Source organism: Paraburkholderia dioscoreae, from assembly GCF_902459535.1.
Taxonomy (GTDB): Bacteria; Pseudomonadota; Gammaproteobacteria; order Burkholderiales; family Burkholderiaceae; genus Paraburkholderia; species Paraburkholderia dioscoreae.
In genome coordinates, this window is the sequence record NZ_LR699553.1 from 2,171,500 (window position 1) to 2,187,849 (window position 16,350).

Here is a 16,350-nt window from a genome sequence, read left to right on the forward strand (position 1 = left end):
ATGAAAAACGATCGCCTGCCACGCTCCTGGACGCCCGTTTGCCAGCTCGACGACATCGTGCCCAACACGGGTGTTTGCGCGCTCGTCAACGGCGAGCAGGTGGCGGTTTTTCACGTGACCGGCGGCGGTGACGCTGACGTCACCGTCTACGCGATCGAAAACTTCGACCCGGGCTCGCAGGCGGCGGTGCTTTCTCGCGGGCTGATCGGCAGCCTCGGTGAACGCATCGTGGTCGCCTCGCCGATCTACAAGCATCACTTCGACCTGCGGACCGGCGAGTGTCTGGAAACACCGGCGTATTCCGTTGACGCGTTCGCCGCGCGAGTGGAAAACGGCCAGGTGTGGGTCGCCGTCTGAGCGGCTGATCGTCTGAAACTTTTTTCGAACCACGTTGCCCGCCATGTCATCCACCAGCGTAAAAACCGTGTGCCCCTACTGCGGCGTTGGCTGCGGCATGGTGCTGCACGTCGAGGGCGGCCAGGTGGTGAAAATCTCCGGTGACAAGGAGCATCCGGCCAATTTCGGACGGCTGTGCACGAAGGGCCAGTCGGCGCACGTCGCGTTGCGCAAGTCGGGACGTCTGGAGGGCGCGTTCGTGCGTCATGCGCGCGGTCAGGATCCGGTGCCGTTGCCCATGACGCAGGCGATCAGCACCACGGCAGCGCGTTTGCGCGGCCTGCTCGATGAACATGGACCGGACGCGCTGTCGTTCTACGTTTCCGGGCAGATGTCGATCGAGGCGCAATACCTCGTCAACAAGCTTGCCAAAGGTTTTGTCGGCACCAACAACATCGAATCGAATTCGCGCCTGTGCATGGCGAGCGCGGGCAGCGGCTACAAACTCTCGCTCGGCGCGGACGGCCCGCCGGGATCGTACGAAGATATCGATCACGCCGACCTGTTCTTCGTGATCGGCGCGAATATGGCCGACTGTCACCCGATTCTGTTCCTGCGCATGATGGATCGCGTGAAGGCCGGCGCCAAACTGATCGTCGTCGATCCGCGCCGCAACACGACGGCGGAGAAGGCCGATCTTTTCATGCAGATCAAGCCGGGCACCGATCTCGCGTTGCTCAATGGCCTGCTGCATCTGCTGCACGAAAACGGCCATACTGATGCCGCTTTTATCGCCGAGGCCACCGAAGGCTGGGATGCGATGCCCGCGTTTCTCGCCGACTACACGCCGGAGAAAGTCGCGCAGATCACCGGCCTTGCCGCCGACGAAATCCGTGCGGCCGCACAGATGATCGGCACAGCCAACGAGTGGATCAGTTGCTGGACGATGGGCCTGAATCAGAGCACGCACGGCACATGGCACACCAACGCGATCTGCAATCTGCATCTCGCGACGGGCAAGATCTGCCGGCGCGGCAGCGGGCCGTTTTCGTTGACCGGCCAGCCCAACGCAATGGGCGGCCGCGAAATGGGTTACATGGGGCCGGGTTTGCCGGGCCAGCGTTCGGTGCTGGTCGAAGAAGACCGCGCGTTTATCGAAGACCTATGGCGCATTCCGAAGGGCACGCTCAAGCCCGAAGCGGGCAACGGCACCATCGACATGTTCACGCGCATGGCGGCGGGCGAGATCAAGGCGTGCTGGATCATCTGCACGAATCCGGTGGCGAGCGTGGCGAATCGCCAGAACGCGATCGACGGATTGCGTGCGGCGCAACTCGTGATCGCGCAAGACGCTTTCCTCGACACCGAGACCAACCGCTATGCCGACGTGTTATTGCCCGGCGCGCTCTGGGCTGAAGCCGAAGGCGTGATGATCAACTCGGAGCGCAATCTCACGCTGATGCAAAAGGGCATCGAGCCGCCGGGCGCCGCGCTGCCGGACTGGCAGATCATCGCGCGTATCGCCTGCGAAATGGGTTACGCCGAAAGCTTCACCTACGCGAGCGCCGAGGAAGTTTTCGCGGAAATCACCCGCGTGTCGAATCCGAAGACGGGCTACGACCTGCGCGGCGCGAGCCATCGCCGGTTGAAGGAAATGCCGTTGCAGTGGCCGCTTGCATCGGACGAATCAGCGGAGCGCAATCCGGTTCGCTATCTCAACGACGGCGTGAGCCAGGCACTCAAGGAATTGCCGGACGGCAGCCGTCCGCGGCTTGTTTTTCCCACCACGAGCGGCAAGGCGGTGTTCTTCGCGCGTGCCTATGCAGCGCCGGCGGAATTGCCGGATCGTGAGTTTCCGATCGTACTGAATACGGGCCGCTTGCAGCATCAATGGCACACCATGACCAAGACCGGCAAGGTCGCGATGCTCAACAAGCTGAACCCGGCCCCGTTCGTCGAGATTCATCCCGAAGATGCCGCCACGCTCGGCATCAAGCCACACGACCCGGTGGAGATTCGTTCGCGCCGGGGCCGCGCGGTGTTGCCGGCTGTCGTGACCGAACGCGTGAGCGCGGGCAGTTGCTTTGCGCCGATGCACTGGAACGATGTATTCGGCGACGACCTGTGCATCAACGCCGTAACCAGCGATGCCGTCGACCTGATCTCGCAGCAGCCCGAACTCAAGTTCTGCGCGGTCGCGCTGAGTCCGGTGGCGGCCGACAGCAGGCAGCCGCTTCTGAATGACGACGATACAACGATCGCCGATGCATCCGTTGCGGTTGCCGTGAGCGCGGCGCCCGTGAACACCGTATCGGCAAGCGCCGAGGATCTGGATATGCCCCGTATCGATGCACTCACGAGCCTGTTGCAGTTGCTGCCGACACCCGCGCCTTCATTCACCGACCAGCAGCGGCTCTACCTTGCCGGCTTCGTCAGCGGACTGCGTTCAGCGGAAGCAAAAGGTATCGACAGCACGCCGGTTCTGCCCGGCAATGCGCCGTTCGATACGACCAGCCGTCTGTACGTGGATGGTTTGCTTGCCGGTCTGTATAGCCGCAGCGCGATGGTTCCCGCCGCGTCGGCCGCTACGCTTGCGGTGTCACATGCGGATGCGTCTCACGCGTCCGGCGTGCGGATCGTGCGCGCGCGTCCCAAGGTTACTCTGCTGTGGGCCTCGCAAACCGGCAACACCGAGTCGCTGACCGAAAGCTATGCCACCCGTCTGATGGAATCGGGATTTGAAATCCGCACGTCGTGCATGGCGGATTATCCCGCTGCGGCGCTCGCCAAAGCCCAATACGTGCTGCTGATGACAAGCACCTTCGGCGATGGCGACCCACCCGACAACGCACAAAGTTTCTGGACGCAATTGAGCGGCGAGGGCGCGCCCCGGCTCGACGGCGTACGCTTCGCGGTGCTCGCGCTCGGCGATCGCAACTATGACCAGTTCTGCGGTCACGGCCGCCGTCTCGACGAGCGGCTCGCCGGGCAAGGCGCGCTGCGGCTGATGGATCGCGTCGACTGCGATAGCGAGTATCAGGAAAGCGCGGACGCGTGGCTTGAACGCATCATCGTGCGGATCAAGGAAGAAGATGCCGCGCTGTATGCCGTGCCGGCGGGCGGTATGGTCAATGCCGTGGTGCCGGGCACGGTGCCCACCAAAACGCGGCCGGCCGCGTCGCGGCTCGTCAGCAATCTGCGCCTGAACAAGCAGGGCGCGGCAAAAGATACGCGCTACGTCTCGTTGCATACGGGCGGCTCGGAGCTCGAATACGAAGCGGGCGACGCACTCGGTGTCTGGCCGAGCAACTGTCCCGAACTGGTCGACGAATTGATCGGCCTGAGCGGTCTGAGCGCGGACGCCGCGGTGAACGTGGCGGGCGCCGGAGAGATGCGTCTTGCCGATGCGCTCGGCAAACACTACGAGATCGCGCGGCCGAATCCGGACCTGCTTGCGTTTGTTGCGGCACGCAGCAATAACGGCGCGCTGCGTGATCTGCTGGCGCCGGATCGCAAGGCCGACCTCAAACAGTGGTTGTGGGGCCAGCAGATCGCCGACGTGCTGCATGAATTTCCTGTGAGTCTCACGGCAAGCGAATTGACCGGCATGCTCAAGCGTCTGCAACCCCGGCTGTATTCGATTGCGTCGAGTCCGAAAGCGCATGCGGGCGAAGTTCATCTGACGGTTTCCGCAGTGCGTTACAGCAACGGCCGCCGTCATCGCAAAGGCGTGTCGTCGACTTTTCTCGCCGACCGTGCTCTCGATGTCAACGTGCCCGTGTTCGTGCAGAAGTCCGCACACTTTCGTCCTCCTCATGGTTCGGACACGCCGATGATCATGGTCGGTCCCGGCACCGGCGTTGCACCGTTTCGCGGCTTTCTGCACGAGCGGCGTGCACGAGGCGACACAGGACGCAACTGGCTGTTCTTCGGCGAGCAGCACGCCGCGTCTGATTTCTACTATCGCGACGAACTCGAATCGATGCGCGACAGCGGTGTACTGACCCGACTCGACGTCGCCTTTTCACGCGACCAGGCGGACAAGGTCTACGTGCAGGACCGCATGCGCGAGCAGGGTGCGCAATTGTGGGCGTGGCTCGAAGACGGTGCGCATTTCTACGTATGCGGCGACGCCAACCGGATGGCGAAAGATGTCGATGCGGCGCTCAAGGAAGTCGTGGCGCGACACGGCGGCATGAGTGACGAAAAGGCACTCGAATACGTGGGCCGCCTCGCGCAGGAAAAACGCTACGCACGCGATGTTTATTGATAGCCGGACTGTTTCAAGCGCCGCGTGCGCAGTCGACATTTCAAGGTTTCAAAGAGTACGCAGTAATGCTTCAAAAGAAGGAGCCGGATGGCATGGAGGTTGCCTGTTCATGCCGGTTTTCAACATTGTGATCATTCCGGTGCGTAGCGCGTGGCGCGATCTGCCGGATAGTCGAACAATCAGCATTGTGAGGATATCTGATGAAAAACGTGATGAGCTCCCTAAAGAGTGGGGACTGGCGCGCGCTGGTGGCGTGTTTCCTCTATTTCGACACCGGCTTTACCGTCTGGGTTCTGTATGGACCGCTCGCGCCGTTCATCAGCAAGAGCATTGCGATGACGCCCGCGCAACAAGGTTTGCTGGTGGCGGTGCCGGTGCTTTCGGCCGCCATTCTGCGTGTCACGCTCGGTAACCTGTATCAGTCCGCGCACGGCAAGCGCATTGCGTTGATGGGCGTGCTGCTTTCGGCGGTGCCGACCATCGTGCTGCCGCTGATGCCGTCTGTGCCGTCGTACACCGTGCTGCTGGTGCTCGGCGTATTCCTCGGTGTTGGCGGTGCGAGTTTCGCCGTGGCGCTGCCGATGGCCGGCAGCAACTATCCGCCGAAGGTGCAAGGCCTCGTGTTGGGCCTCGCGGCGGCCGGCAATATCGGCGCGGTGCTCGACGGCTTCCTGTTCCCGCAACTGGCTACGCACTACGGCTGGCAGATGGCCGCCGGCGGCGCACTGCCGTTGCTCGCGATCGCGGCAATCACGCTCTATTTCTGGGCCAACGATTCCGGCGTGAAATCGGGCAGCGTGCTGCGCGCATCCGGCAGCTTTGCAGTGACGCTGGTCGGATTGATCGTGCTGGTGCTGCTGGTCGAAGCCGGCATGTTCGGCTCCGGCAAGACCGGTGTGCTGCTGTTGCCCGTGATCGGCGCTTTGCTGGCGATCGCGGTGCTGCCCAAGCGCTATCGCGCGGTGCTGGCCGAGCGTGACACGTGGGCGATCATGCTGGTGTACAGCATTACGTTCGGTGGTTTCGTCGGCATGTCCTCGTATGTTTCGCTGCTTCTCACCAACCTCTATCAGCTCTCGAAGATCGACGCCGGTCTCTTCATGGCGCTGCTCGCCGCGACGGGCGCGATGGTGCGTCCGCTCGGCGGCCTGATCGCCGACAAGGTGTCCGGTGTGCGCGCGCTGACTTTTCTGCTCGCAATCATCTCGTTGTGCGACTTCGTGTTCGCCGCAGCCATGCCTGCAATGGCGGGCGGCATTGCGCTGCTGTTGGTCCTGTATGTGGCCTTCGGTCTCGGCAACGGCGCGACTTTCCAGTTGGTGCCGCATCGCTGGGCCGGCCGCACGGGTCTGATGTCGGGCATTGTCGGCGCCGCGGGCGGCATCGGCGGATTCTATCTGCCGGTCGTGATGGGTATCGCAAAGGAAAGCACGGGCAGCTATCAGATGGGCTTTGCAACGTTCGGCGTGCTGGCCGCATGCGCGTTCCTCGCGATCGTCGCGCTGCGCCGCCCGTGGATGGCGTGGTCGATGCACTCCGGCGTGATGCATGCGCACGCAACGGAGTAGTGGTGTGGCGTGGAGCGGAGTAGCGCTCCCGATCCGGCCGCCGCGTTGATGCGGAAGCCGGGTCACACGCGACAGAGCCGATCAACCATCATAAGAAGTTGACATGAGCATCACGACAGAACGGGTTCAGGCGCCACTGTCCGACGCGGACGTCTCCAGCGAGGTGTTGAGCTCGTTGATCAACATGGCGGGGCGTCAGCGGATGCTCTCGCAGCGCATTGTGTTGAAAGCGATACTGGCGTTCCAGCAGTTCGACGGTGCGCTCGCGATTGCGCGCGACACGTTGAACACGTTCGCTGACAGTCATACGGCGCTGACGCGAGGCCGCGACGGCTTGCCTGGACTGTTTTCCCCGGCGCTGCGCGACGCATTTCACGGCAGCGGCCAAGTGGCCGCGAAGATCGCGGAATTTATCGCACTGGCTTCGACCGCGTTGGAGGCGATCGGGCGTGCGTCGCCGCGCGCGGACGATGCATTGAAGGCCCTGGTCGATTCCGTCGATCCGTTGCTGACGCATCTGCACGGCGTCACGGCCGTGTACGAGCAGGAGAGCCGGCGGATAGCGCGCTTGCAGAAGAAAGAGCAGCAGCAACTGATCGAGCGGATCAAGGCGATCGCGAAAGAAGCGCATATCGTTTCGTTCAACGGACAGATCGTGGCGAGCCGCGCGCACGTGACCGGGCGCGAATTCGCCGTGGTGGCCGGCGTGATGACGACAATCACGAAAGAACTGGAGGCCGTAGTGAGCGCGTTCGTAAAGAAGACCTCGGCGGGGTGAAGCACGCGGCGCGGCGATATTGCCGTATGCTTGGCGTTTTCCGGAACGTCGGGCAAATGTAATGACCAACTGGTGGCAGGTGGTGTGGGGAACTGCACGCGCAGAATTCTCCGATCTCGGCAGCGCGGCCGACGTCACGCAGGTGCTGATGCGCCTCGGACTCGCATTGATACTCGGCGGCATACTCGGATTCGAGCGTGAGATGTCACGGCGCGACGCCGGCATGCGCACGCATATGATGGTGTCGGTCGGCGCGGCCTTGTTCGTGGTCGTGCCGTTGCAGGCCGGTTTTTCGCAGGACAATATGAGCCGGGTGCTGCAAGGCCTCGTGTCCGGCGTCGGTTTTCTCGGCGCGGGCGCGATCATCAAGCTCAGTGCCGAACGCGAGGTGCGTGGCCTGACGACGGCAGCGAGCTTGTGGTTGAGCGCAGGCGTCGGCGTGGCGGCGGGGTTGGGGCGCGAAGCGACGGCGATTCTTAGCGTGGCGATTGCGCTTGCTATTCTGTCGAGCGCGCGGCTGTTCAAGAGTCGCGAGGGGGAGGAGAAGTAGGGCGCAAATCTTCAGGCGCTCGCATCGGGCTTTTTGTGGGATGCTCGTGCGAGCGAATCGGCCGGCGTACAGCCATGCAGCCGCGTCAGACCTGACTAGTGCGTCGGACTGTGTTCCGTGGGCAAATCGCCGGCATTCAGACGCCCAATCTTCGCGGCCAGTTGGAGCCGTGCCACGCGCCAGTCGGTCAGCGCCTGGATGCGTTGCTGTCTGGCCTCGGAAAGCGCCTTCTGTGCGTTCAGCAATTCCAGAATGCTCCCCACGCCCACCGCATAGCGGCGCTTTGCAACTTCAAAAGAACGCTGTGCAATCTGTTTTAAGGTAGCGGTGTTGCTCACGCTCTTTATGTTCGTCTGCAACGCCTGATAGCTCTTCCACACGTCGAGCGCGATCTGCCGTCGTGCTTCGTCGAGCGAATCCGCCTGCACTTCCGCCTGGGCTTGAGCCGCACGTACTTTGTACGTGCGGCTCAACCCTTCGAACAATGGAATCTGCAACTGCACGCCGATATACCCGTCGCGCCCGGTTGCGGCGAATTCAGGCTGTCCGAGCCCCAGACTGGCGGGCTGGTTATTCTGGCTGTATTTCGCAATCAGACTCAGATTCGGCAGCCCTTCGGCGCGCGTCCGTTGTTCATCGGCAATCGCCGCGTCGAGCTTCGCTCTGGCGGCCGCAATAGCAGGGTGGATGCTTTGAGCTTCTTCAATCAGGCTGGAGATCGATGCCGTGGCGTCCTGGTCCGGCACCACGCCATCGTCGGCCGCCGGCATGGTGACAGGCTGATCCGGCGCCAGAAACATGTCTGAGGCAAGCGTGCCCAACGCGGTCTGCAAATCGCCTTCGGCTTTTGCACGGTTAAACGTTGCCTGTGCGTAGGAAGTCTGGGCTTGCAACTGGTCGGAAATCGCCGCGACGCCGTGGGCCACGCGTGCCGACGCGGCAGTAAAGCTGTCATAGGCGATACTTTCCGCGTCTTCTGCCAGGGCCAGCTTGCCGGCTGCCGCCTGTGCTGCGTAGTAGTCTGTCGCGATAGTGGCGAAGACCGTCTGCAAGGTTGCGTCCTGGTTGGCCCGCGCGGCTGCGAGCAGAGCCTGCGAGTTGGCGAGCGCGGCTTTCCTGCCCCCGAAGTCGTACAGCACCCAGTTCGCCGAGATCGAGCCGGAATAGACCGTCGAGCGATTCGCCGAACTCAGGCGGGGATAACCACTCACGTCTGTCGCCGTGTGATCGCGCACGTCCTGCAAGTTCGCTGTCAGGGTCGGAAGATAGGCCGACTTCGCCACACCGACCGCCGCGGCCTGCACCTTCACATTCGCCCAGGCTTCCCGCGTTGCCGGGTTTTCACACAGGGCACGATTCACCGCTTCGGCCAGATGGAGCGGCATCTCCAGTTGGCCGAACTGGCAGGGATAGGCGGCGTCGTTTGCGAATGTACTCGCAGGTGTGCGCGGAACCAAGGTGTCGGTGCGAAAAACATCGATGGCCTTCACGGTACCCGGCGCGACACCCAGAACCGATAGCCATATCAACGCCCGCAGCGCGTGAATGTAGCGGCGGCTCGCGCCGCTCGTGAGTTTAACGTTCATGCAGACTCTTACCGGCCGTCTGCATCAGCGGGTCAAGAAAATACGCCGCCACACTGCGCTGCCCGGTCCTTATTTCTGCCGTGATTTCCATGCCAGGCGTGAGTCTGACCGGTTTGTCATTAACCTGGATCTGGTTGGTCGGCAAGCGAATGTGTGCTGTGAAAGTCAGGCCCAGTTTCCGGTCCCGGTTCTGCGCTGCGTCGTTCGATACCGACGTGACCTTACCGGTCAGGTAGCCGTAGCGGGTATAAGGGAAGGCCTCAATCTTGACGATGGCATCCTGCCCGACATTCACGAATCCCACGTCCTTGTTTTCAATGCTTGCTTCGACTTCCACCGCGTCGTCCGGCACGATTTCCATGATCGATTGTGCCGTTGTCACGACTCCGCCGGGCGTGTGCGCAGCAAGCTGCTCGACGGTGCCGGAAACCGGCGCGTAGAGCGTCATCAAGCTCTGTCGCGTCACGGCCTTGGTTTCGTCGGCGCGGTACTGCGCAAACTGCTGCCGGGCCTTGTCGAGTACATCGAGCTGTTCACGCGCGAATTGCGAGGTCGTCTGTCCGATCGCCGCCCGCTGTTGGACTATCGCCGCAGCCAGTTCGCGTGCGCGGCTCTGCTGCGCGGCGAGTTCGTGTTCCTGTTCCAATGCGGACTGTTCCTTGCCCAGATAGTCGTGTTGCGCGACGTACTGGTCGCGCGCAAGGTATCGGTAATCATTGGCCTCACGACGTGCCAGCGGTGCGGTTGCGCGCAACTTCGCCACTTCCTGGCGGGTCGTCGCGAGTTCGGCTTCCCGCTTGAGAAGTTCGGCTTGCGACGCCATGAGTTTGTCCGCGTACTCCCTGTACAGTCCTTCGGCGAAATGCTGTGCCTGAGATTGTTGCTCTGACGATGCACCATCCACCGTACGCAGCGCCGGGACACGTCCCGTTTTGACTGCATCGAATAGTGCCGTGGCGCGGGCGGACGCCAGGGCTGCATCGATCCGCGACGAGCGGGCCTTGTCTGCATCAGCCGCTGCCTGTGTCGCGTCGAGAACCAGTAATGCCTGTTGCGCATTCACGCGTTGCCCATCACGAACCAGAATCTGCCGCACAACGCCGGTAATTGCCGGCTGGATGATCTTGACGCGGTCGTTGGGAACGAGTTTGCCTTTTGCCGTCACGACGATATCGAGTCGGCCAACGATACCGATCAGCAGGATCAACATGGCGAGGATCACCAGAATGCGCATTGCCCAACGAGGCGCAGGATGAACGGGCGTTTCGACCAGTTCAAGGTGAGCGGGCTGGAAAGCCAGCTCGTATCCGAGCTTTTCCGGCGTATCCAGCTGGTCGCGGATCGACCACCCGGCCCGCCACACGGCCGAGTATCGACGTATCAGATCGGCGATTGCCTCAAGATGGACTCGCATCATCAACTGTTTTGCAGAGAGAGGAGGTGGGCGTAATAGCCGCCGTGCGCGAGCAAAGCGTCGTGCGCGCCACGCTCCACAATCCGCCCCTTGTCCATTGCGATGATCTGGTCCGCGTGTCTTACCGCACTCAGGCGGTGAGCGATAATAATGACGGTTCGCCCCGCACAGATGGCACGCATGTTGTTCTGGATGACGCGCTCGGTTTCGAAGTCGAGCGCACTGGTTGCCTCGTCTAAAATCAGAATGCGCGGATTGGTGAGCAACGCCCGCGCAATCGCGAGGCGCTGGCGCTGGCCGCCCGACAGGTTGCCGCCGTGCTCTTCGACTTGCGTGTCGTACGCCTGCGGTAGCTCGCAGATGAATTCATGCGCGCCGGCCAGTGTTGCCGCGCGCATCACAAGTTCAAGTGGTGCGCCCGGATCGGTCAGCGCGATATTCTCGCGGATAGAACGGTTAAAGAGGACGTTTTCCTGAAGCACCACGCCAACCTGTCGGCGCAGCCATGCAGGCTCGGCGAGCGCAAGGTCGATGCCGTCGATTCGCACGGTGCCCTGTTCGGGCAGGTAAAGCCGTTGCAGCAGTTTGGTGAGCGTGCTTTTGCCGGAACCGGAGCGGCCGACAATGCCGACCACCTCGCCGGCGCGCACGTCGAGCGACAGGTCATCGAGAACGGGTGGGCCGTCGGGCCGGTAGCGGAAACGGACGTTCTCGAAGCGGATATTGCCAACCAGCGCAGGGAGCGCCTGGCGGCTCTGCGCCAGTTCGTTGCGCGTATTGAGAATGTCGCCCAGGCGCCCCATTGAAATGCCGATCTGCTGGAAATCCTGCCAGAGTTGTGCGAGACGCAGGACGGGCGAGGCGACATGCTGCGACATCATGTTGAACGCAATCAGTTGGCCCACGGTGAGCCGCCCATCGATGACCAGCTTCGCGCCCAGCAGCAACGTTGCGAGCGTGACCAGCTTGCCGGTGAACTGGATAAGCTGCTGCCCCACGTTGCCGAGCGCCGTCACCCGGAACCCCGATGCGACATAAGCGGCGAGCTGCGTTTCCCATCTCCTGATGAACTGCGGCTCGACGGCCATTGCCTTGACCGTTTCGATACTGGAAACAGTCTCGACCAGAAACGACTGGTTGTCCGCACCGCGCGCGAATTTCTCGTTCAGACGGCGGCGCAGGGCAGGCACCAGTGCGGCGGAAACGCAGGCATAGAGCGGCAACGACGCCACGACGATCAACGTGAGCCGTACGCTGTAGAGACACATCACCCCGAGAAACACAAACGAAAATACCAGGTCAATGACAGCGGTCAGCGCCTGCCCGGTCAGGAAGTTGCGGATAGTCTCCAGTTCACGCACGCGGGCCACCGTATCGCCCACGCGTCGGGCCGCGAAATACGGCAAGGGCAACGCCAGCAGATGACGGAACAGGCGTGCGCCCAACTCAACGTCAATCCGGTTGGTCGTGTGCGAGAAAGTGAAATTGCGCAGGCCCGTGAGCAGCACTTCGAAGGTCGAACTTACGAAAAGCGCGACGCCTACAACGGCAAGCGTGTTGTAGGCACGGTTCACGAGAACCTTGTCCATCACTACCTGGAACATCAGTGGCGAAACGAGCCCGAAAATCTGCAGCACCAGCGACACGGCGAGCACTTCCAGCAGAAGTCGTCTGTACTTGATGATCGCTGGAATGAACCAGGAAAAATCGAAGCGCGCAAGTTCACCGGCAAGCGAGGCACGGGACGCGAATAGCAACATTTTCCCGGTAGTGCGGACCGTGAGCGCGTCGAACGACACCACTGTCGGAGCGGGAGCGTCGGCCTCAAGAATGAAGACAGTTTTGCCGTCGCATCGTGCGATGATGAAGTGCCTGCCGTCCCTGTCGAAGGCAAGCGCCGGTAAAGGTGTCCGGTCGAGACGGTCGATTCGTAGGGGCGCCTGGGTAGCCTTCAGGCCGATTGAGCGGGCACCCAGTATCAGCGCGTCATTGTCGAAGGGTTCACCGTTGCGGGCGGCGGCATGGCTCAACTGCGCAGCGTCAGCGGCCACGCCATGAAACCGCGCGATGATGACGAGACATGCGAGCGATGGATCATGCACCGGCTGTTTGAGTTCGGGAGCGTTCAAGGGATGCAGGTGAATTCGCATCCGCGAGGCAGAAAGCCGCGGATGCGTGGGCAGCGGGGAAAGGAGCGTCAGTGCAGGTTTGCTGAGAGCATGACCTGGGGCTGCTGCTGGACCGTGTAGGGCGTCTGCGAACTGGCCGCGGGTTCCACGCCGTAAGACGCCATACCCGCGATCAGGTTGTCCACCTGTGTATCGGCGCGGGTCGCGGTGAGCGCGGGTGTCATCTGGAGCAACTGCTGCCTGCTCCATGTCGTGCCGTCGGCAAACTGCACTTGCTGCACGCCGTAGGAACTGCCGTACATGAAAGAGTCGAGCGTGATCTGGTCGCCCGCCATGCCGTCCGTGAGCACCAGATTCTTGCCCGATGTCAGCACTGAAACCGATGACGTGCTGATTCCCGCACCCAGTTGCAGCACGTTATTGGGTGTTTTGCCCGAGTCATATTCCGATATCCCCAGTTTCCCGTAGCCCGCGTTGAAAATGAACGTGTCGCCACCGCCCAGGCTCTGGATATAGTCATTGCCACCTTTGCCGTCGAACACGACGCCGATGGATGCGGCATAGAGTTTGTCGTCGCCCGTCGTGCCTGTTGCCGCCATCTGCAACATCTGTTGCCTGCTCCATACGGTGCCATCGGCGAACTGCACTTCCTGCACACCATTTGCCAGGTTGCTTGCTTCCCCATCCAGCGTAATCTGGTCGTCCGCGATGCCGTCTGTCAGCACGATGCTGAAATTGGCTGTGCCACGTACCGAGACGGACGACGCCGTGATTCCTCCGCCCAGTTGCAGTACGTTATGCGGTGTTTTACCCGTGTCTAATTCCGATATCTCCAGTTTTCCGTAGCCTGCATTGAAAAGGAACGTATCCCCGCCGCCGCCGCCCTGGACATAATCGTTTCCCCCTTTCCCATCGAATACTTCCGCATTGGAAGTTCCGTAAATCCTGTCGTCAGTTGCAGCGCCTGTTGTTGCCATGCGCAGCAGTTGCTGCTGTGTCCAGACCGTGTTGTCGGCAAAGCGCACTGCCTGCACGCCGTTGTTGTAAAGGAGCATGGCCAGGTCAAGGGTAATCTGGTCGCCCGCGATACCATCGGTCAATACAATGCCTGAGTTGCTGTTCGTGCGCACGGAGACGGATGAGGCACTGATGCCCGGCCCGAATGCGAGTACGTTGTAGGGATTGCTGCCGTTGTCTGCCTCAGAAATTTCGAGTTTCCCGTAGCCCGCATCAAACAGGAACGTGTCGCCTCCGCCGCCGCCCTGAACGAAATCGTTGCCGCCCTTGCCGTCGAACACTTCTGCATTGCTGGTCCCGTACAGCTTGTCATTGCCCGCTGTGCCAGAGAGCGCAGCAGCCTGGATCAGTTGGTATTTCGTCCAAGTCGTGCCATCGGCAAATTGTACGAACTGGACACCCGCGCCGGCGTCGCGGAATTCACCCTTCAATGTGATCTGGTCACCTGCCACGCCGTCGGTCAATACCATGTCGCAGTTGGCAAGCACCTTTGCCCTGATTGATGATGGATCAATTCCTGGACCAAACTGGAGGGTATTGGCAGGCTTGCTGGAGTTCGGATCACTCTCACGAATTTCCACGACACCATCACCAGCGGAGTAGTGGAAGACGTCATGCCCAGGCAGCGTGCCGCTTGGGTCGTTGCCTGCGCGATTGCCGATCAGCACGCTGACTCCCGGGCCTGCATAGAAGTCGTGGTAGATCGTGCTGCCGGTTTCCTGAATGCGCCCGGAACTGTCAAAACTGATCTGCAGCCCAACTGCGATGGCATTCGCAACCGAGGCAATAGTGTCGTTTGTCGCAGCGGCAACGTATTTCTCGAATAACGACGTGGACATGCCCATGTCGAATCGGGCTGCGTCCGCGACGCGTAATAGCAGGTCCCATGAAGCAAGGTTCGCAGGAGTGAGCGTACCGAGCCGTTGGAGAGCCGCCTCCAGGGCTGGCGCAAATGTCGCAGTTGCCTGGACCGTATCAGTGGAAGCGTCATATCTGAACTCAGGCGCGATACTGGCCGCCAGCGGCGATTGCAGAACAAGGCGCGCGAGCGCCGCATCGAACAGATCGTTCCAGCTTTGCTCCAGGTAGCTCGATGCCCGGATTCCGGGGTTCACGCCGTCGCCGGTTGAGTTGAACGACTTGCCCAGGTACCGTTCCACGAAACCAAGGTGCCGCGCGTCAATCGAGCCACCCCGCGATGTGGGGGCGAGCGAAGTTACCCCCGCCCACTGAAAGAGAATGGCCTGTGCCGCTGCCTCGATACTGGAGGTCGATGTACCGGAGGGTTGTGCAACGAAGGCCTGCACCAGACTCTGCAAGTCCGGGTCGAGCGACATGGCCGAACGCAGGTCCCGCAATGTTCCCGCACCTGCCAGTTGTGGGAGCGTGGCCGCGGTTGCCGTCACCTCGACGGGTGTGACTGGCCGGGTGTTCATCGTGCTGTTGGTAAACCACGCGTCGGCGATTTCGTGAGTGGTGCCGTCGGTCAACGTAAAGCTGCTGACGGAACTGATCCTGTTACCCGCGATGCTCTCGCTGACCACCGTGTTGTTCAGATTGATGGAGGCGATGCCAAGCTGGCCGAGTGTGTAGAGTTCGCCTGGATCAGAGGTCGCGTTCCCGTTGGTATCGATCCACACCCGCAGGCTTGCGAAGGCAGGATCGGACGCATTGATGATGTTGTCGTGATTGGCATCGAGCTTGCGCAGGATGTCGAAGCCGTCAGTGGTTTCGTTGCCAAATAGTTGGGTAATATTTGTGATGGCCCGGTCGTCCGGGTCAAAGCAGAGCAGTCCCATGCCCGTGCCAATCCAACCGGTCTGACGGGCAAAGCCATCGTTGTTCAGATCGAAGTAAGGAGCGCTTGTATTGAGTGGTGTCAGGTTAATTCCTGAGCCAGTCAGATCGAGAACTAATGGGCTGGTGGAGTCCAACGGAGGGCCGTCGTATTTGCCCAGGGCGCCGCCACCTGCGCCCGACTCGGGCGGGGAGGCGTCAGAGCCTCCCGGATGTCCGATGCCAGATCCACCTGATCCACCCGACCCTCCCGCCCCTCCCATGCCGGCCGTGCCTGACTGCGAGTTGATAGCGTCAAGCAGGCTGCCAATTTCGGCCGCAGCCGATTTCACTGCGTCCACTACCGCATTGGTGGCGGTCAGCACGAATAATCCTGCCGCAGCCGAGACGGACAGGCCGAGACTTATCACAGGAGCTGCGGCTGCCGAGCTGACTATGCCTGCTGAAGCCAGCGCATCGGCTACGCTCGCAATCGTCGCTCCCATGGTATTAATAACAGTCGCAACGTCGCGCACTAGCGCTTGACCCGCTGAACTGATCGCTCCCTGGTTGCCGGACGCTACTGCCTCGTGGTAATAGTCTATGGACGTAGACATCGTCCGCAGCTGTGTTGGAAAGCTATTAATGAGCGTATACGCCGCGTTGCCTGAGCCGATGACCGTACTAAGCTTCCCGAGATAATTGTTATCGGTGATAACCGATTGCCCGGAAATGATTGCCGCTCCATAGGATACCGCCGCCTGCACTAAATCGGTTTTCCCTCCTCCCGCGGCGGTCGTGCCGATACTGACCATTCCTGATATCGAATCGGATATTGGCCCGAAATAACTAGCAATTAAATTGGTTTCGGTCATAGAAAGTATTTTCGTTATGTTTTTGCAAATAAAAAGGCTATGCTAAAACCG

9 protein-coding genes are annotated in these 16,350 nt (G+C 61.3%); 5 read left to right on the plus strand and 4 right to left on the minus strand.

Annotation, left to right across the window (positions count from 1 at the left end; all coding sequences use genetic code 11):
• From nirD to PDMSB3_RS09740, 5 genes are all read left to right on the plus strand, one after another.
• On the plus strand, positions 1 to 357 hold the full coding sequence (gene nirD, locus PDMSB3_RS09720; RefSeq protein WP_165185950.1) for a nitrite reductase small subunit NirD: 357 nt from the start codon (positions 1 to 3) through the stop codon (positions 355 to 357).
• Between the two features lie 43 nt (positions 358 to 400).
• Positions 401 to 4,606: a bifunctional nitrate reductase/sulfite reductase flavoprotein subunit alpha gene (locus PDMSB3_RS09725; RefSeq protein ID WP_165185953.1), complete on the plus strand. Its 4,206-nt coding sequence runs from the start codon at positions 401 to 403 to the stop codon at positions 4,604 to 4,606.
• Between the two features lie 200 nt (positions 4,607 to 4,806).
• On the plus strand, positions 4,807 to 6,174 hold the full coding sequence (locus PDMSB3_RS09730; RefSeq protein ID WP_007181933.1) for an MFS transporter: 1,368 nt from the start codon (positions 4,807 to 4,809) through the stop codon (positions 6,172 to 6,174).
• A gap of 103 nt (positions 6,175 to 6,277) precedes the next feature.
• Positions 6,278 to 6,952, plus strand: coding sequence for a type IV pili methyl-accepting chemotaxis transducer N-terminal domain-containing protein (locus PDMSB3_RS09735; protein WP_007181932.1), 675 nt, complete (start codon positions 6,278 to 6,280; stop codon positions 6,950 to 6,952).
• 61 nt (positions 6,953 to 7,013) lie between these two features.
• A complete protein-coding gene (locus PDMSB3_RS09740) occupies positions 7,014 to 7,502 on the plus strand; it encodes an MgtC/SapB family protein (RefSeq protein ID WP_011488374.1) in 489 nt (162 codons plus the stop codon).
• Positions 7,503 to 7,597: 95 nt separating this feature from the next.
• Here the strand turns inward: PDMSB3_RS09740 and PDMSB3_RS09745 are convergent, their stop codons facing one another.
• Genes PDMSB3_RS09745 through PDMSB3_RS09760 form a run of 4 tightly spaced genes read right to left on the minus strand, consistent with a single transcriptional unit; the run spans position 7,598 to position 16,299 of the window.
• On the minus strand, positions 7,598 to 9,088 hold the full coding sequence (locus PDMSB3_RS09745; RefSeq protein WP_007181930.1) for a TolC family protein: 1,491 nt from the start codon (positions 9,086 to 9,088) through the stop codon (positions 7,598 to 7,600).
• Positions 9,078 to 10,505, minus strand: coding sequence for an HlyD family type I secretion periplasmic adaptor subunit (locus tag PDMSB3_RS09750; RefSeq protein WP_197740225.1), 1,428 nt, complete (start codon positions 10,503 to 10,505; stop codon positions 9,078 to 9,080). Before PDMSB3_RS09750 ends, PDMSB3_RS09745 begins: the two co-directional genes overlap by 11 nt.
• Entirely contained in the window at positions 10,505 to 12,652 is a 2,148-nt protein-coding gene (locus PDMSB3_RS09755; protein WP_165185955.1) for a type I secretion system permease/ATPase, read from the minus strand. Before PDMSB3_RS09755 ends, PDMSB3_RS09750 begins: the two co-directional genes overlap by 1 nt.
• Before the next feature lie 47 nt (positions 12,653 to 12,699).
• Positions 12,700 to 16,299, minus strand: a complete 3,600-nt coding sequence (locus tag PDMSB3_RS09760) for a calcium-binding protein (RefSeq protein WP_165185958.1) — start codon at positions 16,297 to 16,299, stop codon at positions 12,700 to 12,702.
• Positions 16,300 to 16,350: the final 51 nt, after the last annotated feature.